At 69.8% G+C, this 21,018-nt stretch carries 17 protein-coding genes; 6 read left to right on the plus strand and 11 right to left on the minus strand.

All coding sequences use genetic code 11. The annotated features are described in order from the left end of the window. Positions 1-24 precede the first annotated feature (24 nt). From ACFYVR_RS06350 to ACFYVR_RS06365, 4 genes are all read right to left on the minus strand, one after another. Entirely contained in the window at positions 25-1,191 is a 1,167-nt protein-coding gene (locus tag ACFYVR_RS06350) for an HPP family protein (RefSeq protein WP_387470828.1), read from the minus strand. Positions 1,192-1,368: 177 nt separating this feature from the next. After that, positions 1,369-3,108 (minus strand): DUF222 domain-containing protein, encoded by a 1,740-nt coding sequence (locus ACFYVR_RS06355; RefSeq protein WP_387470830.1) that lies wholly within the window; start codon positions 3,106-3,108, stop codon positions 1,369-1,371. A 258-nt stretch (positions 3,109-3,366) separates the two neighbouring features. Next, a complete protein-coding gene (locus ACFYVR_RS06360) occupies positions 3,367-4,620 on the minus strand; it encodes a DUF1254 domain-containing protein (RefSeq protein ID WP_387470832.1) in 1,254 nt (417 codons plus the stop codon). 84 nt (positions 4,621-4,704) lie between these two features. Next, positions 4,705-6,456, minus strand: coding sequence for an IS110 family transposase (locus ACFYVR_RS06365; RefSeq protein ID WP_387471186.1), 1,752 nt, complete (start codon positions 6,454-6,456; stop codon positions 4,705-4,707). Between the two features lie 20 nt (positions 6,457-6,476). On the opposite strand from ACFYVR_RS06365, the gene ACFYVR_RS06370 reads away from it, so the two are divergent. After that, the gene (locus ACFYVR_RS06370; RefSeq protein ID WP_387470834.1) at positions 6,477-6,683 is read left to right on the plus strand and encodes a gamma-glutamyl-gamma-aminobutyrate hydrolase family protein; all 207 of its coding nucleotides are present in this window, start codon (positions 6,477-6,479) and stop codon (positions 6,681-6,683) included. Here ACFYVR_RS06370 and ACFYVR_RS06375 read toward each other — a convergent pair. From ACFYVR_RS06375 to ACFYVR_RS06385, 3 genes are all read right to left on the minus strand, one after another. Next, positions 6,680-7,834 (minus strand): 12-oxophytodienoate reductase, encoded by a 1,155-nt coding sequence (locus ACFYVR_RS06375; protein ID WP_387470836.1) that lies wholly within the window; start codon positions 7,832-7,834, stop codon positions 6,680-6,682. The two genes, ACFYVR_RS06370 and ACFYVR_RS06375, sit on opposite strands and share 4 nt — an antisense overlap. 98 nt (positions 7,835-7,932) lie before the next feature. Next, on the minus strand, positions 7,933-8,358 hold the full coding sequence (locus ACFYVR_RS06380; protein WP_387470838.1) for an HIT family protein: 426 nt from the start codon (positions 8,356-8,358) through the stop codon (positions 7,933-7,935). Between the two features lie 70 nt (positions 8,359-8,428). Next, positions 8,429-9,544 carry a MerR family transcriptional regulator gene (locus tag ACFYVR_RS06385; protein ID WP_387470840.1) on the minus strand — a complete coding sequence of 372 codons (1,116 nt, stop codon included), beginning with the start codon at positions 9,542-9,544 and terminating at the stop codon, positions 8,429-8,431. 102 nt (positions 9,545-9,646) lie between these two features. On the opposite strand from ACFYVR_RS06385, the gene ACFYVR_RS06390 reads away from it, so the two are divergent. From ACFYVR_RS06390 to purD, 3 genes are read left to right on the plus strand one after another with little or no spacing between them, the layout of a single operon-like run. Beyond that, on the plus strand, positions 9,647-10,894 hold the full coding sequence (locus tag ACFYVR_RS06390) for a glycosyltransferase (protein WP_387470842.1): 1,248 nt from the start codon (positions 9,647-9,649) through the stop codon (positions 10,892-10,894). After that, positions 10,891-13,176 carry a glycosyltransferase family 39 protein gene (locus tag ACFYVR_RS06395; protein ID WP_387470844.1) on the plus strand — a complete coding sequence of 762 codons (2,286 nt, stop codon included), beginning with the start codon at positions 10,891-10,893 and terminating at the stop codon, positions 13,174-13,176. The genes ACFYVR_RS06390 and ACFYVR_RS06395 overlap by 4 nt, the downstream gene beginning before the upstream one ends. 10 nt (positions 13,177-13,186) lie before the next feature. Then, on the plus strand, positions 13,187-14,437 hold the full coding sequence (gene purD, locus ACFYVR_RS06400) for a phosphoribosylamine--glycine ligase (protein WP_387470846.1): 1,251 nt from the start codon (positions 13,187-13,189) through the stop codon (positions 14,435-14,437). A gap of 42 nt (positions 14,438-14,479) precedes the next feature. Here the strand turns inward: purD and ACFYVR_RS06405 are convergent, their stop codons facing one another. The 4 genes from ACFYVR_RS06405 to ACFYVR_RS06420 all read right to left on the minus strand — a co-directional run bounded on the left by ACFYVR_RS06405 (position 14,480) and on the right by ACFYVR_RS06420 (position 18,786). After that, on the minus strand, positions 14,480-15,607 hold the full coding sequence (locus ACFYVR_RS06405) for a lipase family protein (RefSeq protein WP_387470848.1): 1,128 nt from the start codon (positions 15,605-15,607) through the stop codon (positions 14,480-14,482). 173 nt (positions 15,608-15,780) lie between these two features. Then, positions 15,781-16,602, minus strand: coding sequence for an alpha/beta hydrolase (locus ACFYVR_RS06410; RefSeq protein WP_387471188.1), 822 nt, complete (start codon positions 16,600-16,602; stop codon positions 15,781-15,783). Between the two features lie 55 nt (positions 16,603-16,657). Then, positions 16,658-17,416: a 3-hydroxybutyrate dehydrogenase gene (locus ACFYVR_RS06415; protein WP_387470850.1), complete on the minus strand. Its 759-nt coding sequence runs from the start codon at positions 17,414-17,416 to the stop codon at positions 16,658-16,660. Further along, positions 17,413-18,786 (minus strand): MFS transporter, encoded by a 1,374-nt coding sequence (locus tag ACFYVR_RS06420; protein WP_387470852.1) that lies wholly within the window; start codon positions 18,784-18,786, stop codon positions 17,413-17,415. The genes ACFYVR_RS06415 and ACFYVR_RS06420 overlap by 4 nt, the downstream gene beginning before the upstream one ends. 140 nt (positions 18,787-18,926) lie before the next feature. Between ACFYVR_RS06420 and ACFYVR_RS06425 the strand changes: the two genes are divergently transcribed. Together ACFYVR_RS06425 and ACFYVR_RS06430 are read left to right on the plus strand one after the other, a co-directional pair. Next, positions 18,927-19,844 (plus strand): LysR family transcriptional regulator, encoded by a 918-nt coding sequence (locus tag ACFYVR_RS06425; protein WP_387470854.1) that lies wholly within the window; start codon positions 18,927-18,929, stop codon positions 19,842-19,844. Positions 19,845-19,853: 9 nt separating this feature from the next. Then, positions 19,854-21,017 (plus strand): pyridoxal phosphate-dependent aminotransferase, encoded by a 1,164-nt coding sequence (locus ACFYVR_RS06430; protein ID WP_387470856.1) that lies wholly within the window; start codon positions 19,854-19,856, stop codon positions 21,015-21,017. Position 21,018 lies beyond the last annotated feature (1 nt).

Genomic DNA, 21,018 nt, shown 5'->3' on the forward strand with positions numbered 1-21,018 from the left:
TCCCGCCGGACGTGCCGTGGAGAGTCAGATCGGTTGTGTGTCAGCACGGAGCGACTGGCGGGCCAGCGCAGCGATCAGGTCGGTCTGGGTGACGATCCCGACGATCACGCCGTCCTCCAGTACCGGTACCGCGTCGCAACCGCCTTCCGCCAACAACGGCAGGAGCGCTCCGACGGGAGTGTCGATCGTGGTAGCCGCCGTGTCGACCGCCATGATGTCGCCGGCACGTATGCCGGGTGCGGCGTGTTCGCTGCCTCGTCTCTGCAACGGCGTCGTGCCCATCGCCGACGAATCCTGTTGGCAGAGGATCAAATGGATCTGGAACACCACACCGGAATACTTGCCGTTCTCGTCCACGACGGGCAACGAGGTGAATCCATGCTTCCGGAACAGGTCCGCGACGTGGTCGAGGGTGGCGTCGGCACCGATCGTGACGAGGTCGCGGGACATGACGTCGCCGGCGTTCAACGGGCCTGTTCGATGACCCGCGGCCTGCAGTTCAGCGGCCCCGACCAGGCGGGCAAGATCCGCGACGCCGAGGTTCAACGACTGTTCGTAGCGCTGAAGGATGTTGGTCAGTTCGTCCTCGCTGAGCCCGAGACGCTCGACAGGAGGGGGTGAGGAGTCCAACTGTCGCAACGGATAGTGCCTGCCGGTCAACCGGCCGTAGACGGCGGCGAATGCGACGACCAGGCACGTGCCGAGCAGGACGGGGGTGAGCACGAAGCGAAACCCGAGGTGATGAACCGCTTCTGGTGACAGCGCGGCAGTCATTGCCACCGCACCTGCGGGAGGGTGCACTGCCCGGAAGAGCAGCATCACCGCGACCGACAAGCCGACCGCGAGCGCGATCCGGACAGTCAGGACGGGGATGAGGAGCGTCGCTGCAACACCGACCACCGCCGCGAGGGTGTTACCCACGATCGCCGGCCACGGCTGCCCCAGAGGACTGCTGGGTGCGGCGAAGACGAGCACGGCCGTGGCGCCGAACGGTGCGATCATGTACAGACCGAGAACCGGGTCGAGACCGGGTGCAATCAGCACCAGGACGGCCAGTGCCGAGCCGGTCAGTGCCAAGCCGACAGCCGTTCCGGTTCCTGCGCGGAGTACTTCACGAGGCTGCAGTGCCGTGTAGGCAGGTCCGAGACTGCGCAACGTCGAACGTAACGGGACGGGCCTTCGCTCGGTCATCTGTCGACCCATCCCACGCTCGATATCCCTTCCGTTCTCCACCGGGCGACGTCGGTCCGGCGAGGTCCTGTGCAAGGCTAATGGGATGGTATCGACCCTCGGACGGCGGAACCGATCGAGGGCTCGGGTCCACCGCACTCGTGCAACGATCCGGCATTCCTGCCTGCAGCCGAGTGCTCACTCCCGAGTTCGCTCGGAGAGGCTCGTCCGTTTTCGATCCCGTCGCGGTGGGGTGCCGCGTTCGGCGGGCGGGCGAGGCAACGTGACCCCGAGGGTGCCGGATCGTCCGATCCAGACGAGGACGTCGCCGGGCAGCCGCGTGACGCGGAAGAGCCCGTCCGTCTTGGCCTGATGATGAATTCCGCACACGGGTTGGCCGTTGGTGTCGATCGACCAACCCCCGGCGAAGGGGTCGGCGTGGTCGTACTCGGTGATGTGATCGAACTGGCAGCGGCCCGCCGGAATCTCGCAGCCGGGGAAGGCGCACGTCGGGTACGTGTCGAACACGGCGTCACGGACATCGCGGGACGGCCGGTAGGTCAGAGCACCCTTCGGTGGATCGGTGTGCCCGCCGTGACCGTTGGTGAACTCACCGAGGAGCAGCGCGGGATCGTGGTCGATCGCCTCCAGCACCGCCGTGACCGTCAACTCGTTCGGCGGCAGCACGTACGGCCAGCCGTCGGGTACGTCCGCACGCGGAGGTGACATCGGATTCGATTCGTCCCCAAGGGATTCTGGAGACACAGGCGGCGGCACCACTCCCGCCCGGCGGCGGGTGCGATGCCTGGGACCGGTCGGCGAACTGCAGGCGGGCGTGCCGGTCTCGTCGGGCTGCCCTGTGCCGTCGCCACCACCCGCCGGCCCGGCGTTCGCTGCCGACGATCGGGCCGCCTTCGACCGCTGGTCGCCACCGGGCCGGACGGTGTCGGAGGGTTCCCGAGATTCGGTCGCGGCGTTCCGGGCTCCGTCGGCGATGCGCCGGGCGTCGGTGATGATCGCCTGCCAGGTGCCGTCCCCGGCCAGCTTGCGGGCGAGTTCGGGATCGATCGGCCCGTGTCCGTCGAGGTGGGCGGGGTTGTCGGCGAGACCGAGGAGGGTGTCGAGGTCCACGTGGATGTGGACCTCGGGTCGCAGTGGCTCGGGCGCAGGCAGGTGCGCTGTCGGGCAGGAGGCGGTTCCGCACCGGCAGTGCAGGTACCTCTCGCCGCGGGCGAGGGCCATGAAGGCGTCGACTCGCAGGTGGTCGCGGGTGCGGGGATCGTCGGTGCAGACGGTCGCAGACATGTCGTGGATGAGCCAGTCGAGAACCTGCCCCTCCTCTGCGTCGAGGTTGGCGTACAGGGTGGTGAGGCCGTGCATGGAAGGCCTGATGCTGACGTAGCGCTGCCGGGTGCGAATGGTCTGCCGGACGCGGGCGGCCTCGTCGGGATCGGCGTCGATCAGGATCCGCATGATCTCGTTCGACAGGGCTCGGGGCGCGCGGTGCAGTGCGGCGTCGGCGATCTTTCCCTCGATCCGGTGCAGGGTGGTGTCGCTGATGTCGGCGGTGTCCTCCGCGATGCGTTGGACGCGGGGATAGTCGAGGCGTCCGGCGAGGAACGCGGCGCGGACCGTCGGGAGGCGGGCTTCGAGCGCCTGCCCGGTGCGAACGATCCGGACTGCGGTGGTGTGGCTGACTCCGAGCGCGAGCGCGATCTCCATCTCTGCGCCACGGCCCGCGCGGCGGAGCGCGCCCTTGCCGAGCCGTGCTGCATCGCCTTCGAAGCCACGTCGGGCGAAAGCGGCCACGGTCAGGACCTTCCGGGCGCAGGTGCTGTTCTCGGCACGGGCATGAGCGCGTATGGCGTTCACGGTGGTGACACCGTCTGCGAAATCGACCACGTACTCGGCATCGTTCGCGGTACTCGTCGCGCTCATCTGGCCCCCTGTCGAATCCCCCAATTCGAAAATGTGTTCGAATACTAGCGTGGCGGCGCCCGAAAAGGAAGGGCCGGCGCGGGTCGGTTTCGTGGGGCGGAGGGTTCCTGTGTGTTCTGTCAAGCGCCGGACCGTTCGAACACCGGCCGGGCCGAGGTTTGGTGCGGGTCGACGAGGGAAGCGTCGACCCGCACCAATTTCGTCTTGGCGATCAGGTAAGTCGAGGATCGAGCCCGGCATGGGCGGATCCTGTCGACCTCAGGAGACCGCTTCGATGCGGGGCATTGTGTAGTGACCGTCCTGAATCGCCTTGCTGGGCCCGTACATGCGAAGGATCAGGTAGACATCCTTCTCTGGAATCGGCAGGAAGTTCGGACTGTCCCTGTTCGACTCGACGTCGGCGTTCAACTCGATCGTGTAGTAGCCCTCGGAGTCGGGCAGAAGTGTGCGGTCGCCGCGACTGTGCCGGTTGATCGCGTTGTGCGCCATGAGCCGATCGTCGGTGCCGTAGACGGTGAATGACCAGAACTCACTGACGTCGGGAGCGCGGAACCGGGCTCGGTACCTTCTCCCTCCCGCCCCGGTGATCGGCGACCCGTCCGAGCCAGTTTCGACTTTCATGTACACGGACTCGACCGGCGGCAGTCCCCACTGTCCGAGGTACGTCCCCGCCGCGAACAGTTCCCGCGGTCCGGTCTGCAGATCGTCGCGGGTACCGAGCAGTTCGCCGGCATTCGTCAACGTCGGTGCGAGATCGACGAGCCGCTTCATACCGAGTTCCTGCCCCCGCGTCATCGCGTCGAGCTGTTCGTCAGTGAACCCGGTTCCGCCCGGACCGATCCCGACGGCCCTGTACTTCTCGAGCCACGCCGCGTCGGCCGCCGCCATCGATCCGTCGCCGAGCACGAAGTTGACCCGCTGCAGCCAGTTCGTCGAATCCGGATCCGGGAAATCGCGCTCCGGCTGCGGCGGGCCGGTCACTCCCAGATACTGCGAGAGCGTCTTGATCGTCCACTGGTCCTGGTAGCGGCGAGCAGCGGTGAGGTCATCTCCGCCGATGGTCATGATCCGTCCCATGACCTTGATGAGGTCGGAGTCCGACCGTATGACGGTGTCGATCCCGTCTGGTTCCTTTCCGGACCAGGCTCGGGCCGCGAACAGGAAGCGGCCACCCTTGGTGCCGCGGGTCCGTGATCCGATCATCGCGGTGGTGTAGTGACCGAGGTCCATGGTGTGCAGGATCCAGTACCGGCCCTCGTCGAAGTCGGGGACGGTGACCACGACCGGTTCGGCTGCCACGTCGAACCAACCTTGCAGGTGCAGTGTGTCGTTGTTGATCGTGGGGTGTGCCGTGTACGTGTCGTCGGCAAGGTCGCGGATTGTCTGGAATTCGTTGAACGGCACGCGGGGTTTGATGGTGGTCTCGTACAGAAACTTGTAGGCCTCGTCCATCGAGTACGCGTACAGGTACGCGTCCGTGGCCAGCTGATCGGAAATCCCTGACGTGCTCATGCAGTGGTCCCTTCCGTCTCGCTCGGGTCGCCCACATTCCAACACGACACGGCTGCCGGTGTCGGGATTGTTCGAGGCAGCAGGTCATGCGGTGAGTTGCCTCGAGGAAGCACCTCGATGGTCTTCGTGCATCGTCCGCCACAACCGTTTCGCGACTTGTCGTTTCAGACAACGCATGGCCTCACGGGATGTCTTGCCCTCGGCCATCTTCCGCTGGTGGTACGCGTAGCCGTCGCTGCTCGGTGTTCGGGCCTGGGTGACGGCGACGATGTGGATCGCCGAGTTCAGTGTGCGATCGCCGGATCGGGACAGTCGGTGTCGCTGCTTGTCGGCGCTGGCGACCTCGACGGGTGCGGTGCCGCTGTAGTTCGCGAACGCCGCCTCGCTGACGAACCGGGTGGGATCACCGGTGCGGGCGAGGATCCGGGCCGCGGTCACGATCCCCACGCCGGAGATCTTCAGCAGCCGCGTGCCACTGGCGGCAAGCTCGGTCTTGATTCGGGCGGTGATGTCCTCGATCTGGAACCGGATTCGCCGCAGGTCACCGACGATGTCGAGGGCGACGTTCTTGCGCATCGCGTCCGCCGGGGTCCCGGGCAGGAACGACTTGAGTTGGTGGGCGGCGTCCTCGGTGTCGAATTCGCGTTCCATCCCGCCGGGGAACAGTTCGCGCAGTAGGGCGTGGAGCTGGTTGACGAGCCGGCCATTGTGTTTGACCAGGTCGATGCGGCGTTCGTCGAGGATCCGCAGGACATCGGTGTGGCCTTCGGGGGCGACCGGCCGGAAGTCGCCCTGACTGAACGCCACACACGCCGCGGCGGCCGCATCGATGCGGTCGTTCTTGCGCCGGCCACCACGCGAAAGCTCCCGCACTCGGGCAGTCGCGGTCGACGGGATATCGACGACGGCCTCACCGCGGCTGATCAGCCACTGGGTGAGGTGGTGACCGAGCCCGGATGCGTTCTCCACCGCCCAGATCCGGTCCGGCCACGACTTGGACCAAGTGATGAGGTGGGCGTAGTCGTCGAATGACGACTGAATGCGCACCGATCCGAGATCCCGGTTCGTGGCCGGATCGACCGCGGTGGCCGTGTGGGTGGACTTGTGCGGGTCGATACCGATCACGATCACCTGGCGGGCGCCTTCCATGCGGTGGACAGGGGGTATCCGCTGTCGGCATTCCGACTTCCGGCCGCCCTCGCGGGTGGCGTTCCTGTGTTGAGCCAGGCAGCGAACGGAGACCGTGGGGAGGCAGAACCCTCTATGAGCCAACCCCCCGGCCGGTCGGGTGGCAGGAAGCTCCTCGGGCCATCCCCACGGTCTCCTACGGCACGCTACGACCCGTCGGTTCGAACACGACGCCGCTCCGATATACAAGTCGGGAAGCAGGAGGCGCAGCGTGCGCTCGAGTCCGGCGGCCAGGTCCGTGTCGGGGTGGAGGATCCAGTGTTCGTGCGCGGCCATGGTGGCGGCGAGGACGGCGTGCCCCACGGCGATGGGGAACAGGGCGTCGGTCGGTTCGCCGCTGCGGGCCGCGGCGAACTCCACCGATGCTTCGCGCCACCGCCTGTGGCGCAGCATGGCCTGGGCCTGGACCGCGGGGACCGTCTGGACGAGGTGGGCGCGGTGCATCGCCCAGTCGACCTGGTCCGCCGGGAAGGTGGCCAGCGACGTGACCACGGCACGAACGATGACGTCCTCGTACGGTTCCGACGGGTCGCCGGCCGCGAGCAGTTCGCGCAGGCGGCCGATCTCGCCCTCGGTTTCGACCCACAGGACGTCCGCCTTCGACGGGAAGTGGCGGAAGAACGTGCGGCTGCTGATGCCTGCCGGCAGCTGTGGTTCCCCACCAGGCGGTGCGCACGCTCGGGGTGGGACTGGTCGCGACCGGACACGCCCCGGACGGAGTGATCGAGGCGTTCGAGGCGCCGGGCCGGTTCGTCGTGGGCGTCCAGTGGCATCCGGAGGCGCCGGGCACCGCCCCGCAGGTCGCCGCCGCGCCGTTCACCCTGCTGCACAACGAGATCGAGATCGGTGCGCCTGCGGCAGCGCAGCTGCCCTAGGTGAGCACCGCCTCGTGCTTGCGGCGGTCGAACTCGGGCAGCGGGCGCCGCTCCCGCAGCGTCTCGGTGATGCGGGGATCCGCCAGATGCAGTCTGCCGATCGCCGCGAGATCGAATTCGTCTGCACCGAGGCGTTGTTCGAGTTCGGCGATGTTGTCGACCGACTCCACCGTGGGCCCGGCGAGCCGCCCGTCGTGCAGCGACTTGCCGAGTCCGACGCTGCCGACGGCCATCGTGATCGCGCCGGTCGTGCGTTTCGCCCACCCGGCCAGCGACAGGTCGCTGCCCTCGAACGCGGGCGCGTCGAAGCGGCGGGCACTGGCATCGAGGACGTCCACGCCGGCGTCGACCAGTGCCCCGAGCACGACCCCGAGTTCCTCCGGGGTATCGGCGATCCGGGCGGTGTAGTCCTGCTGCTTGTGCTGGGAGAACCGGTACAGGATCGGGATCTGCTCGCCGACCGCCTCGCGGATCGCCCGGACCACGGCGGCGGGAAAGGCGGTGCGGCGCTGCAGGTCTCCGCCCCACGCGTCGTCGCGGCGATTGGTCGAGGCCCACAGGAACGAGTCGAGCAGGTAGCCGTGGCCGCCGTGGATCGCGATCGCGTCGAACCCCAGATTCGCGGCGGTGCCCGCCGCCTCCGCGTACGCGACGATCACGTCGGCGATGTCGGTGTCCGTCATCGACGCGGTGGGCGTGACGGCGCGGTCGACGTACTCCTGCGGGTAGGACGTGACGCCCGGCTCGCCCCACAGACCGGAGGGGCGCATCGGCCGTACGTCGTCGATCCGCCGCATCGCTCCGAACAGCGGCCCGACGTGCCACAGCTGCGGCGCGATGCGGCCGCCCGCCTCGTGCACGGCGTCGACCGCGCGGCGCCACCCGTCCCGGGCGGCGCGGTCGTGCAGGTTGGGCACGTCGGGATGGTCCATCGCGCTCGGATGGTCGATGACGACACCCTCGGTGACGATCAGGCCGGTGCCGCCCTCCGCGCGACGCCGGTAGTACTGCGCGACCTCGGCGGTCGGCACGCCGCCGGGGGAGGCGGTCCGCGTCATCGGCGACATCACGACGCGGTTGGGAAGGTCGAGCCCGCGGATGCGAAGCGGACGCAGCAGCGGTGAATCGGTGGCGGTCACGGTGGCAGTCACAACTCCTCGGGCGGCGGGTGGGGAACCTCAATCAAGCGGGTTCCCCGCCCGTCCGCACCGGCAGTCCCGCTCGCCGGGATTGTCCGTCACCGGATCGATCAGGCCGGAACGTTCGCGCCGTGACCGAGTTCGCGCAGCGCGGCCTTGATGGTGGTCTGCGCCTCGTCGAGCGACTCGGGGGAGGGGTTGGGGTCGGCGCCGGAGATGTTGAAGTCGCCGAGGCTGTAGGCGGGGAAGACGTGCAGGTGCAGGTGCGGCACCTCGAGACCGGCGATCAGCAGACCGGCGCGTGGGGCGTCGAAGCCCTTGCGGACCGCCTGGCCGAGGATCTGCGCGACCCGCGAGACCTTCGCGAACACCTCGCCGTCGAGGTCCTGCCACTGGTCGATCTCGGCTCGCGGGACCACGAGGGTGTGGCCCTTGGTGATCGGGTTGATGGTCAGGAACGCGACGACGTCGTCGTCCTCCCAGACGAACCGGCCCGGCAGATCGCCGGCGATGATCATGCTGAAAACGGATGCCATGGTTGCGATTATGCGCGTCCCGGTACGCGGCTGCTCACGGTGCCGTCACGGGCGTCGCCGTGTCGGCCGGTCAGGGGGTCACCGGCTCGTGACGGACGGGCATGGCGAGTGTCGTGAGGTCGCCGTCGTCGGCGGAGCGGACCACGACGGGCTGGTCGGGTGCTGCGATGTCGAGCATCACGTCGGGGCCGACGGCCGTGGCGATCGCGGGATACAGGGTGGTGATCTCGAATGCGAGCGCGGTGTCGGGGCCGCGGACGCCGGCGGGGATGGTCACCGGGCGGGCGTCGGGTCCGGGCGCGGACACCGTCACGGCCCCGTCGGACACCCGCACGAGGACACGGTCGTCCGGTTGGTCCTCGGTGGCCCGCACCAGGGGGTTTCGGGCCACCACCACCCGCGTCCGGACCGGTGCGAGCGCGTCGAACACGGCCCGGTGATCGGGGAAGGGGTCGGGCAGCAACCGGCACACGCGGGTGCCGCCCGTGCCGGCGTCCACGACCAGGCCGTGCGGGTCGGTCCGCAGGTCGACGACCGACTGTCGGCGCGTCCACGACGCCGCCATCCGCAGATCGTCCCCGTCGGCCGTCCCGGACCAGCCGGCGCGGCCCCCACGGTCGAGCGTCACCGTCCGCGTCGCCAGCCGATACCGGTCCGTGGCCGTCAGGACCAGACAGTCGTCGACGGTCTCGAGGTGCACGCCGGTCAGCACCGGATGCTCGGCGTCGTGCGCGGTCGCCGAGAGCACCTGGTCGATCGCCGAGGCGAGCACCGGCCCGCGGATCGTCGCCACGCGAACCGAGCCCGCGGGCTGCGCGGGCTGCACGTCCAACGAGGCCCGGATCTCCGCGGCCGCCGCCCGCGCCTGCCGGACCCGGGCGTCGAGCCCGCCGACGTGCTCGTCGATCAGCGCGGCGGCCCGACCCGCGTCCGCGTCCAGCACCTCCGAGACCCGGTCGAGCGGCATGTCGATCTCGCGGAGCCGACGGATCGTCACCGCGCGGTCGAGTTGATCGGGGGCGTAGTAGCGGTACCCGGACGTCTCGTCGACGGCGGCGGGCAGCAGCAGTCCGGAGTCGGCGTAGAACCGCAGGGCGCTGGGACTGATGCCGCTGGACCGCGCGAAGACGCCGATCGTGATCAGGTCGTCGGATCGTGCGGGGCGGGGGCGGTGATTCTGTGGCACCAGTTCATGATCGTGTTTCAACCAACCTCGAGGTCAACGCTCACAGGAAACTGTCAGTCGGGGTCCAGGGAGGCCGCAGCTTCGGGCGCGACCGTGAGTGCCATGACGAAATCGCTGGTTCGCCCACAGGCCGCGCTGCCCGTGGCCGCGGACACCGTGACACTGGACGTGGTGGTCCCGGTGTACAACGAGGAACGCGACCTCGAACGCTGCGTCCGCCGCCTGCACCACCACCTCGCCGAGGCGATGCCGTATCCGAGTCGGATCACCATCGCCGACAACGCGAGCATCGACGGCACCCTCGCCGTCGCGAACCTTCTCGCCGCCGAATTCGAGAACGTCCGGGTCGTGCACCTGGACCAGAAGGGTCGCGGCCGCGCGCTGCGGACCGTGTGGAGTGCGTCCGACGCCCAGGTCGTCGCGTACATGGACGTCGACCTGTCGACGGACCTCAACGCCCTGCTGCCGCTGGTCGCTCCGCTGGTGTCGGGGCATTCGGACCTGGCGATCGGCTCCCGGCTCTCCCGCTCGTCGCGGGTGGTGCGCGGACCGAAGCGGGAGGTGATCTCGCGTTGCTACAACCTGATCCTCCGCGGCGCCCTGCGGGCCAAGTTCTCCGACGCCCAGTGCGGCTTCAAGGCGATGCGCACCGACGTCGCGCGCCAACTGCTGCCGTTGGTGGAGGACACCGGCTGGTTCTTCGACACCGAACTGCTGGTGCTCGCCGAGCGGGTCGGCCTGCGCATCCACGAGGTGCCGGTGGACTGGGTCGACGACCCCGACAGCACCGTCGACATCGTCGCGACCGCGGTCGCCGACCTCAAGGGCGTGGTCCGGGTGGGGCGGGCGCTGGCCACGGGGAAGCTTCCCGTCGCCGCACTGCGCAGCAGCCTCGGCCGGGAACCGCTGGTCGCCGGCGTCCCGCACGGAATGGTCGGCCAGCTCGTCCGATTCGCGGTCGTCGGGATCGGGTCGACGCTCGCGTACATGGTGCTGTACCTGATGCTGCACTCGGCGCTCGGTGCGCAGGCGGCGAACTTCACGGCGTTGCTGATCACCGCCGTCCTCAACACCGCCGCCAACCGCGCGTTCACCTTCGGGGTCCGCGGATCCGAGGGCGCCGCGCGCCACCAGGTGCAGGGGCTCGCCGTGTTCGCGTTCGGGCTGCTGCTGACCAGCGGATCGCTGTTCGCCCTGCACCACTGGGCGCCCGGCGCGTCCCGGCACGTCGAGCTCGCGGTCCTCGTCATCGCCAATCTCGTTGCCACCGTTTCCCGTTTCGTTGCCCTCCGGTGGGTGTTCCGGCACCACACCCCGAACCACAGTCAGTCCCAGGGAGTCGACCAGTGACCACAACATCCGTTCTCGACCACGAACCCGTGGTCCCCGACGCCCCCACGCCGCGGCCCCGGCCGCGGTGGGAGCCGTGGGCGCTCGCGGCGCTGCTGATCGGCACCGCCGTCGGCTACCTGTGGAACCTCGGCGCCTCCGGCTGGGCCAACTCGTTCTATTCGGCTGCGGTGCAAGCCGGTTCGGTGTCGTGGAAGGCGTTCTTCTTCGGCTCCTCCGACGCGGCCAACTCGATCACCGTCGACAAGCCGCCGGCGTCCCTGTGGGTCATGGAGCTGTCGGTTCGCGCGTTCGGCCTCAACTCGTGGTCCATCCTGGCGCCGCAGGCGCTGATGGGTGTCGCGTCGGTCGCGCTGCTCTGGGCGATCGTGCGCCGCTACTTCGGTGCCGGCGCCGGTCTGCTCGCCGGGCTGGTGCTCGCGGTGACGCCCGTCGCCGCGCTGATGTTCAAGTTCAACAACCCCGACGCATTGCTGGTGCTGCTGACCCTCGCCGCCGCCTGGGCGTTGCTGCGCGGCATCGAGGACGGACGCACCCGCTGGCTCGTGCTCACCGGCGTGTTCGTCGGGCTCGGATTCCTGACCAAGCAACTCCAGGTCATGCTGGTGGTGCCGCCGCTCGCGCTGACCTACCTGCTGTTCGGTCCGCCGAAGCTCGGCAAGCGCATCGCGCAGCTGTTCGCCGCGCTCGCCGCGATGGTCGTCTCCGCCGGCTGGTGGCTGCTCGCCGTCGAACTGTGGCCCGCGGACTCGCGGCCCTGGATCGGTGGCTCGCAGAACAACTCGATCCTCGAACTGACCCTCGGCTACAACGGTCTCGGCCGACTCAACGGCGACGAGACCGGATCGGTCACACCCGGACGCGGCGGTGCCGCGACCGACGGAGCGGCCGCCCAGGCCGCCGGTGACGCGATGGCCGGCGCGATGCCCGGCGGCGGCGGACCCGGCGGAGGCGGCGGCATGTGGGGCAACACCGGCATCACCCGCATGTTCGAAGCCGCCCAGGGCGGGCAGATCGCCTGGCTGATCCCCGCCGCCCTGATCCTCGGCGTCCTCGGAATCGTCCTGCGCGGCAAGCTCGCCCGCACCGACACCAAGCGCGCCACGTTCGTGCTGTTCGGCGCCTGGCTGCTGACCACCGGTCTGGTGTTCAGCTTCATGGCCGGCATCTTCCACTCCTACTACACGGTCGCCCTCGCGCCGATGATCGGTGCGCTGGTCGGTGCCGGTGCGGTCACCGCCTGGCGGCACCGCGACCTGCTGTGGGTGCGGATCGTCTCCGCGGTCACCATGGTGGTCACCGCCGTCTGGTCGTGGGAACTGCTCGGCCGCAGCGCCGACTTCGTCCCGTGGCTGCGCTGGGTGATCCTCGTCGTCGGCATCGCCGCCGCAGCCGCGCTGCTGCTGCCGCGCCTGACCGGTCGACTGGCCGCGGGCGCCGCTGTCGCAGCCGTCCTCGCGGCCGTCGCGGGACCCACCGCGTACGCCATCGACACCGTCACCACCCCGCACACGGGTTCGATCGTGACGGCCGGACCGAACACCGGCGGTATGGGCTTCGGTGGTCGCGGAGGACCCGGCGGCGCGGACGGCCGCAGCTTCGGGCAGCGCGGCGGCCAGGCCGGCCAGATGCTCGGCGGCCCGGCCGGCCAGATGCCCGGCGGCCAGGCCGGCCAGATGCCCCAGGGCGGTCAGATGGGTCAGACGGGTCGGATGCCCGGCGCCACGGGTACGGCTCCCGGCGCTGCCGGACAGTTGCCGGGCGGTATGACACCGGGTGGCACGGCGCCCGCTCCGAACGGTGCCGCTCAGGTGCCCGGCGGGGGCCAGACGGGCCAGCTGCCCGCCGGCGCCGAGGCGGGGCAGACGGCAGGCGGAATGGGCGGCGGTCCCGCGGGCGGGCTGCTCAACGGCAGCAAGCCGAGCAGTGAGCTGACCGCGATGCTGACCGACGGCGCCGACCGGTACACCTGGGTCGCCGCGGCGGTCGGCTCCAACAGCGCGTCGGGTTACCAGCTCGCCACGCAGCGGCCCGTGATGCCGGTCGGCGGGTTCAACGGCAGCGACCCGTCCCCGACTCTCGAGCAGTTCCAGCAGTACGTCGCGGATGGAAAGATCCACTACTTCATCGGCGGCGGCGGCGGCGGCTTCGGCGGCGGCATGGGAGGCAGCAGCAACGCGTCGGAAATCTCGCAGTGGGTGACGGAGAACTTCACCTCCACCACGGTCGACGGGGTCACGCTCTACGACCTGACCTCGCCGACCACTCGGACCGGAACGTAGTCTGAGGTCCGTGCGCGTACTCGTCGTCGGCTCCGGAGCCCGTGAACATGCCCTTCTGCTCGCTCTCTCCCGCGACCCGGGAGTGACCGCGCTCTTCGCGGGCCCCGGCAATGCCGGGACCGCGAAGATCGCCGAACAGCACCCGGTGGACGTCGCGTCCGGTGATGCCGTCGTCGCCCTCGCCAAGCAGGTCGAGGCCGACCTCGTCGTCATCGGGCCCGAGGTTCCGCTCGTCGTCGGGGTCGCCGACGCGGTGCGGGCCGCGGGCATCGCGTGCTTCGGACCGTCCGCCGATGCCGCGCGGATCGAGGGTTCCAAGGCGTTCGCCAAGGACGTGATGGCGGCCGCCGGGGTGCGGACCGCGCACAGCGAGGTCGTGGACAACCCCGCCAAGCTGGACCAGGCGCTGGACCGTTTCGGCCCGAACTGGGTCGTCAAGGACGACGGACTGGCGGCGGGCAAGGGCGTCGTCGTCACCACCGACCGGGCCGCGGCCCGCGCCCACGCCGCGGAGATTCTCGACCACGGGCATCCGGTGCTGCTGGAGTCGTTCCTCGACGGACCCGAGGTGTCGCTGTTCTGCCTCGTCGACGGCGAGACCGTGGTCCCGTTGCTGCCCGCGCAGGACCACAAGCGGGTCGGTGACGGCGACACCGGACCGAACACCGGCGGCATGGGCGCCTACACGCCGCTGCCGTGGCTGCCCGCCGAGACCGTCACGCAGATCGTCGACGAGGTCGTCAAGCCGGTCGCCGCGGAACTGGTGAAGCGGGGCAGCGGTTTCTCCGGACTGCTGTACGCGGGCCTGGCGATCGGCAAGGACGGGCCGGCCGTCGTCGAGTTCAACTGCCGCTTCGGCGACCCCGAGACGCAGGCCGTGCTGGCGTTGCTGGAGTCGCCGCTCGGTGAGGCGCTGAATGCGACCGCGACCGGAACCCTCGCCTCGCTGCCCCCGCTGCAGTGGAAGTCCGGGTCCGCCGTCACCGTGGTCCTGGCGGCCGAGAACTACCCGAGCACCCCGCGCACCGGCGACAAGATCGTCGGCGCCGAGGGCGACGGGGTCCTGCACGCGGGTACCGCCGTCAAGGACGGCGTCGTCGTCTCCTCCGGGGGACGGGTGCTCAGCGTGGTCGGGACCGGCGCGGATCTGACCGCCGCCCGCGCCGACGCGTACGCCAAGCTCGCCGCGATCAAGCTGCCCGGCGGGCACTTCCGCACCGACATCGGCCTCGCCGCGGTCGAGGGCCGCATCAGCATCTGAGCACCCGTGAGTCCTTTCGGCCCCCAGGCGGGCCGGAAGGACTCACGGTGCGAGGATTCGCTCGAGGAAGGCGCCGATCTCGGGAACGGACTGTTCGAGGCTGCTGATGTGTCCGCCTGCGGGCAGCAGCAGTTCGGGGGGTTCGCCGGAAAGCGCCAGTTCGGCCGAATACCACAGCGTCAGCGGCGGCGGGACCACGTGGTCGGCCAGACCCTGCACCAGCATCACCGGCTCGTCGAAACCCGTTGTGGGAACACCGAGGTAGTCGGTCAGCGCCTGCGGGATCGGGGTTCCCGCGAGCGGCCTCGTGAAGAGGCTGCCGAGGGGCACACTCGCCACGCTGGGCCGGAACACGTCGAGCGGGGTGGTGTCCGCGGCATCGACCAGTTCGCGGCCCAGCGGGGTCAGGTAGCTGTCCACATCCACGTCCGGGCGCGACTGCCGCAGGCCGGCGGCGACGTACACCATGTACAGCGTGAGGCCGTCGAGGTGCAGATCCGGGAAGTCGGGCCCGGCCAGCGCGGCGAGCCGGTCCAGGTTCGTCGGTGCGCCGCTGGCGAAGGTGCCGCGGAAATCCAGTTCCGGCGAGAGGGTTTCGGCCCGAACCGCGGTAGCGAGCGCGGCGTGACCGCCTTGCGACTGCCCGGCGACCGCCCAGACGTCCGACGCCTCCGGATGAAGTGAGCGGGCCGCGCGCACCGAGTCGACGACGTTGTGCGCGGCGACGTCGGCGTCGAGGTACGGATGCACTCCCGGCGTGCCCAGTCCGGCGTAGTCGGTGGCGACGACGAGGAAACCGCGCCGCAGCCAGTCGCTGAACAGGTCGCGGTAGAGCTGGTAATTGACGCCGGTGTTCGAGGGCGCGTCCTGGTCCGCCATCCCGACGGTGCCGTGGGCCCACGCGACGATCGGCCAACCCCCCTGCGGCGGTGTGCCTTCGGGTTCGAAGATCATCGCGTTCGCCAGGCCCTCGGCGCCCGTCGTCCGGTAGGTGACCGTGCGGGAGTCGGCGGCTCCCGGGACTGCGGAGCCCGGCCCGATGGGCCGTTCCGCGACGATCGTGCCCGCGTCCGCGGCGACCGGTGCCGCCGTCGCTGGACCGGCGGTTGCCAGGGAGGTCATGAGGGTGCAGACGGTCAGTCCGGTGAGCCATCCGGTGACACGGCGCATGTGGTGCCAGCCTTTCGTGGGTCGACGGTGTTCACCGACCCTAGTGACGACGACCGTGGTCGTGGGGCGCGTCGATCCGGCGCTCTCCTGCACAAACCCGGCAAGTCCGCAGGTCGAGACGGTCGGAACAATGTACCGGTGAACCCCGCTGTCGGGGGCGGTTTTTCGCCCGGCTACTCCTGAGCGTCGATCCGGTCCGCCAGCGCCGCCACCGCCCCTGCCAGGGCGTCGCCGAACATGACGGCGTCGTTGTGGCCGGCGCCGGCCAGCGCGACGACGTCGACCGGTCCGCCCGCGGCCGCGGCCACGGCCCTGCTCTGCTCGGGTGGCACGACGTCGTCGGCGGTGCCGTACACGACTGTCGTCGGGACGTCGATCCTCGACACCGCCTCCGCGACCGCGAACCGGTCACGCAGCAGGAACCCGACGGGCAGCCCGAAGAACATGCGCCGCGCGAGGGACTCCATGTCGGTGAACGGCGACCGGAGCAGCAGTCCCGCCGGCGGATGGTCGACGGCGAGATCGCCCGCCACCGCGGTGCCCAGGCTCTCGCCGAAGTACAGCAGCTGCGACGGTTGTACCCGCTTGTCCTGTAGCAGGAACCGGTGTGCGGCCCGGGCGTCGAGTCCGAGTCCCGTGGATGTCGGCGACCCCGGATTGCCGCCGTACCCGCGGTAGTCGAAGAGCAGCACCGCGAAGCCGTCGCGGGAGAGCGCGGCAGCAAGGGAGGCGCGCCCCGCTCGGTTGCCGCCGTTGCCGTTCATGACCAGGACGGTGAGGTCCCGGCCCGGTCCGGCGACCGGGGGGACGTACCACCCGCCCAGCTCGAGGCCGTCGGCCGTCGTCAACCGGACGTCCTCGGCGTCGGGTAGCACGCTCGACGCGGGCGGCACGGGGGAGTTGTCGGGGAGGTAGATCAGTCGGCGCTGGAACACCCACGCGACGAACGCGAGGACGCACAGCAGTGCGAGCGCACCCACCAGGACACGCAGCAGGATCGACGCCGAGGGCACCACTGCTCCAGTGTGCGCTCGGCGCCGATCGGTGGCCTCACCGTGCGGTCCAACCGCCGTCCATGGTGTAGGACGCGCCGGTGACCATCGCGGCGCCGGGGGCGGCGAGCCACGCCACGAGCTCGCCGACCTCGTCCGGTTCGACGAGACGCTTGATCGCGCTCTCGGTCAGCATCACCTTCTCGACCACATCGGATTCGCTGATGCCGTGCACCTGCGCCTGGTCGGCGATCTGCTTGTGCACCAACGGAGTCGAGACGTAGCCGGGGTTCACGCAGTTGCTGGTGACGCCCCGCGGGCCGCCCTCGAGCGCCGTCACCTTGGACAGACCCTCGAGTGCGTGCTTCGCGGTGACGTAGGCGGACTTGAACGGGGACGCCACCAGCCCGTGGACCGACGACACGTTGAGGATCCGGCCGAAGCCGGTCGCGTACATGTGCGGCAGCGCCGCGCGGATCAGCAGGAACGGGGCCTCGACCATGAGGGTCTGGATCCGACGGAAGTCGGCGGGCCGGAAGTCCTCGATCGCGCTGATCGTCTGGATTCCGGCGTTGTTGACGAGGATGTCCGTTTCGAGCGAGAGGTCCTCCAGCGCCTCGGTGTCGAGAAGGTCGACGTGCCAGGCGGCTCCGTCGATCTCGTCGGCGAGTGACTTGGCGGCCACGTCGTCGACGTCGGCGACGGTGACGTGCGCACCGCGGGCGGCGAGCGCCCGGGCGGACGCGGCGCCGATGCCGCTCGCGCCGCCCGTGACCAGGGCTCGGCGCCCGACGAGGGTCCGTTCGGGGTGACTCATGCCGGGACTCCGGCCTTCTCGCCGGCGAGGATCCGGGCGTCCGCCGCGTCGACGGACTCGAGTGCGATGCCCTTCGTCTCGCGGGCGGCGATCACGGCGACGACGGTGATCAGGCAGGCGACGGCCAGGTAGATCGCGATCGGCCACGCCGAGTGGTAGCGGCTCAGGAGGCCGGTCGCGATGATCGGGGCGAGCGAACCGGCGACGATCGAGGTCACCTGGTAGCCGAGCGAGACACCCGAATACCGCATGCGGGTCGGGAACATCTCCGCCATGATCGCCGGCTGCCCGGCGTACATGAACGCGTGAAACACCAGGCCGATGATGATCGCACCGAGGATGACGGCGTTGTGTCCGCTGTTCATCATCGGGAAGGCGAAGAAGCCCCACGTGCCCGCGGTGACCGCGCCGATCATGTACACCGGCCGGCGGCCGAGGGTGTCGGACAGCCGTCCCACCAAGGGAATTGCCGCGAAGTGCACGGCGTGCGCGATCAGCATCCACCACAGGATCTGCGCGGTGTCGGTCTTCACCACGACCTTGAGGTAGGTGATCGAGAAGGTGACGACGAGGTAGTACATGACGTTCTCGCCGAATCGCAGTCCCATCGCGGTCAGCACGCCCCGCGGGTACCGCTTCAGAACCTCGACGACGCTGAAGGAGTTCGCCTTGATCTGCTCGGCCTCCTTCTGGGCCTCGACGAAGATCGGCGCGTCGGTCACCTTGGTGCGGATGTAGTAGCCGACGAGCACGATGACGGCGGACAACCAGAACGCGACGCGCCAGCCCCAGCTCAGGAATGCGGCGTCGGACAGTGTGGTCGTGAGGATCAGCAGGACGACGGTCGCGACGAGGTTGCCCGCGGGCACGCCGGCCTGCGGCCACGACGCCCAGAATCCGCGGGACCGGTTCGGGCTGTGCTCGGCGACCAGCAGCACCGCGCCGCCCCATTCGCCGCCGACCGCGAAGCCCTGGACGAACCTCAGCGTCACGAGCAGGGCCGGTGCCCAGTAGCCGATCTGCCCGAACGTGGGCAGGCATCCCATCAGGAAGGTCGCCACACCGACGAGGAGGAGGCTGAACTGCAGGAGTTGCTTGCGCCCGAACTTGTCCCCGAAGTGACCGAACACTATGCCACCGAGCGGTCGGGCGACGAAGCCGACGGCGTAGGTCACGAATGCGGCGATGATGGCGTCGAACTCGTTGCCGCCCGCGGGGAAGAACACCTTGCTGAACACCAGGGTCGCCGCGGTTCCGTACAGGAAGAACTCGTACCACTCGACGACGGTGCCCGCCATCGAGGCGCCGACCACCTTCTTCAACCCGGAAGGCGGGTTCTTCTCCACGCGTGTGGTCTCGCCGACACTCATGCGCATCTCCTCGCTCGAACCGTGTGACCGGTGACACAACTTGCTGTTCCTGCCGAGTATTGATGCATGTTTCTGCGCCTACAATGGCTGATCCTGCAGCCCAGATGTGCGAATATGCAGATGTGAATCTCGGACCGCCCATGCCCAGCGCCGACGACCTGCTCGTGCTGCTCGCGGTCGCGCGGACCGGCCGGTTCACCTCCGCCGCCGACGACCTCGGCGTCAACCACACCACCATCTCGCGACGGATCGCGTCGCTCGAACGCAGCCTCGGGGGACGCGTCCTCGCCAAGGCCGCCGGCGGCTGGGAGCTCACCGATCTCGGCAGGCAGGCACTCGTCGCCGCCGAGCGGGTCGAGGCGGCCGTCCACGGACTCGTCGTCGACCCGGCCGGCGACGACCACCTCAAGGGCGTCGTCCGGATCTCGGCCACCGACGGGTTCAGCGCATACATCGCGGCGCCGGCCGGATCGCTGCTGCGGCGACGGCATCCCGGCGTGGCCGTCGAGATCGTGGCGGTGACCCGCCGCGCGTCCCAGCACCGGTCGGGGCTCGACATCGAGGTGGTGGTCGGGAAACCGCAGGTCCACCGCGCGGAGGCGATGTGGCTGGCCGACTACACCCTCGGGTTGTACGCGTCGCGGTCGTACCTCGCGGAGCACGGCACGCCGCGGACCGTGGCCGAGTTGAGCGACCATCCGCTCGTCTACTTCATCGACTCGATGCTCCAGGTCGACGAGCTCGATCTGCCGCGTCGGCTCACCGTCTCGATGCGGGAGTCGGTGACGTCGACCAACGTCTTCGTCCACGTCGAGGCGACGCGCGCCGCCGCCGGGATCGGGTTGCTGCCCAGTTTCATGGCCGACCGCCACGACGACCTGGTCCGCGTGCTGCCCGCGAAGGTGGAGGCGCGGCTCGCGTACTGGCTCGTCACGAGACCCGAGGGGCTGCGTCGCCCGGAGGTGGCGGCCGTGATCGGTGCGCTCCGGGAGACCGTCGACGCGCAGCGGGACGCGCTCGCCGGGGGAGCCGCCGGGCCCGGGGCGCCCATGGCCTAACGTCGGGTCGTGCGCGCAGACTCCCAGCGGTCCCGGATCCCCGCCTTCCACGTCATGGACGTGTGGAAGGCGGCGACGGAGCGGGCCCGCACCCACGGTGACGTCCTGACCCTCGCGGCCGGGCAGCCGTCGACGCCCGCGCCCGCGCCCGTGCTGAGAGCCGCCGGCGAGGCGATCGCCTCGCAGGTCCTGGGCTACACCGAGACACTCGGCATCGCGCCGCTGCGCGAGGCCATCGCCGGGTACCACTCGGCGCGATCGGGGATCGACGTCGACCCCGAGAACGTCGTCGTCACCACCGGCTCCTCCGGCGCGTTCACCCTGCTGTTCCTCGCGGCGTTCGACATCGGCGACACCGTCGTCGTCGCCCGCCCGGGCTATCCGGCCTACCGGAACACGCTCACCGCGCTCGGCTGCCGCGTCGTCGAACTCGACTGCGGACCGCAGACGCGCTACCAGCCGACCGTCGCGATGCTCGACGCGCTGGACGCGCCACCGGCCGGCCTGATCGTGGCGAGCCCCGCGAACCCGACGGGCACCGTCATCGACCCCGCCGAACTCGCCGCCCTCGCGCGCTGGTGCGAGGACCACGGCACCCTGCTGATCTCCGACGAGATCTACCACGGCATCGAGTTCGGAACCGAGCCGACCTCGAGTGCCTGGGAAACCTCCCGCGAGTCCGTCGTGATCGGCTCGGTGTCGAAGTACTTCTCGATGACCGGCTGGCGACTGGGCTGGGCGGTGGTGCCCGACGCGATGATTCGTCCGCTGCAGCGGCTGGCGTCCAACATGACGGTGTGCCCGCCGTCGATCTCGCAGTACGCGGCGGTCGCGGCGTTCACCGACGAGTCGAAGGCGGAACTGGACGGTCACGTGCGGCGGTACGCGGTCAACCGGGACCTGCTGTTGGCGGAACTGCCGCGGCTCGGGATCACCGAACTCGCGCCCGCCGACGGTGCCTTCTACGTGTACGCCGACATCGGGCACCTGACCGACGACTCGACCACCTGGTGCGCGAACCTGTTGAACGAGACCGGAGTTGCCCTTGCGCCGGGCATCGACTTCGACGTCGTGCGGGGAGACCGGACGTTGCGGATCTCGTTCGCCGGCGCGACGGCCGAGGTCGAGGAGGCGCTGTCGCGGCTCGAACGCAGCGCCGCGTTGGGCAACTGAC

The organism is Rhodococcus sp. NPDC003318 (assembly GCF_042879035.1).
GTDB lineage: Bacteria > Actinomycetota > Actinomycetes > Mycobacteriales > Mycobacteriaceae > Rhodococcus_G.

What these genes read in the sequence shown, in the direction of transcription:
- ACFYVR_RS06350 (WP_387470828.1), bottom strand. Translation starts at nt 1,191, where the DNA reads ATGACCGAGCGAAGGCCCGTCCCGTTACGTTCGACGTTGCGCAGTCTC.
- ACFYVR_RS06355 (WP_387470830.1), bottom strand. Translation starts at nt 3,108, where the DNA reads ATGAGCGCGACGAGTACCGCGAACGATGCCGAGTACGTGGTCGATTTC.
- ACFYVR_RS06360 (WP_387470832.1), bottom strand. Translation starts at nt 4,620, where the DNA reads ATGAGCACGTCAGGGATTTCCGATCAGCTGGCCACGGACGCGTACCTG.
- ACFYVR_RS06380 (WP_387470838.1), bottom strand. Translation starts at nt 8,358, where the DNA reads ATGGCATCCGTTTTCAGCATGATCATCGCCGGCGATCTGCCGGGCCGG.
- ACFYVR_RS06390 (WP_387470842.1), top strand. Translation starts at nt 9,647, where the DNA reads ATGACGAAATCGCTGGTTCGCCCACAGGCCGCGCTGCCCGTGGCCGCG.
- ACFYVR_RS06405 (WP_387470848.1), bottom strand. Translation starts at nt 15,607, where the DNA reads ATGCGCCGTGTCACCGGATGGCTCACCGGACTGACCGTCTGCACCCTC.
- ACFYVR_RS06415 (WP_387470850.1), bottom strand. Translation starts at nt 17,416, where the DNA reads ATGAGTCACCCCGAACGGACCCTCGTCGGGCGCCGAGCCCTGGTCACG.
- ACFYVR_RS06420 (WP_387470852.1), bottom strand. Translation starts at nt 18,786, where the DNA reads ATGAGTGTCGGCGAGACCACACGCGTGGAGAAGAACCCGCCTTCCGGG.
- ACFYVR_RS06425 (WP_387470854.1), top strand. Translation starts at nt 18,927, where the DNA reads ATGCCCAGCGCCGACGACCTGCTCGTGCTGCTCGCGGTCGCGCGGACC.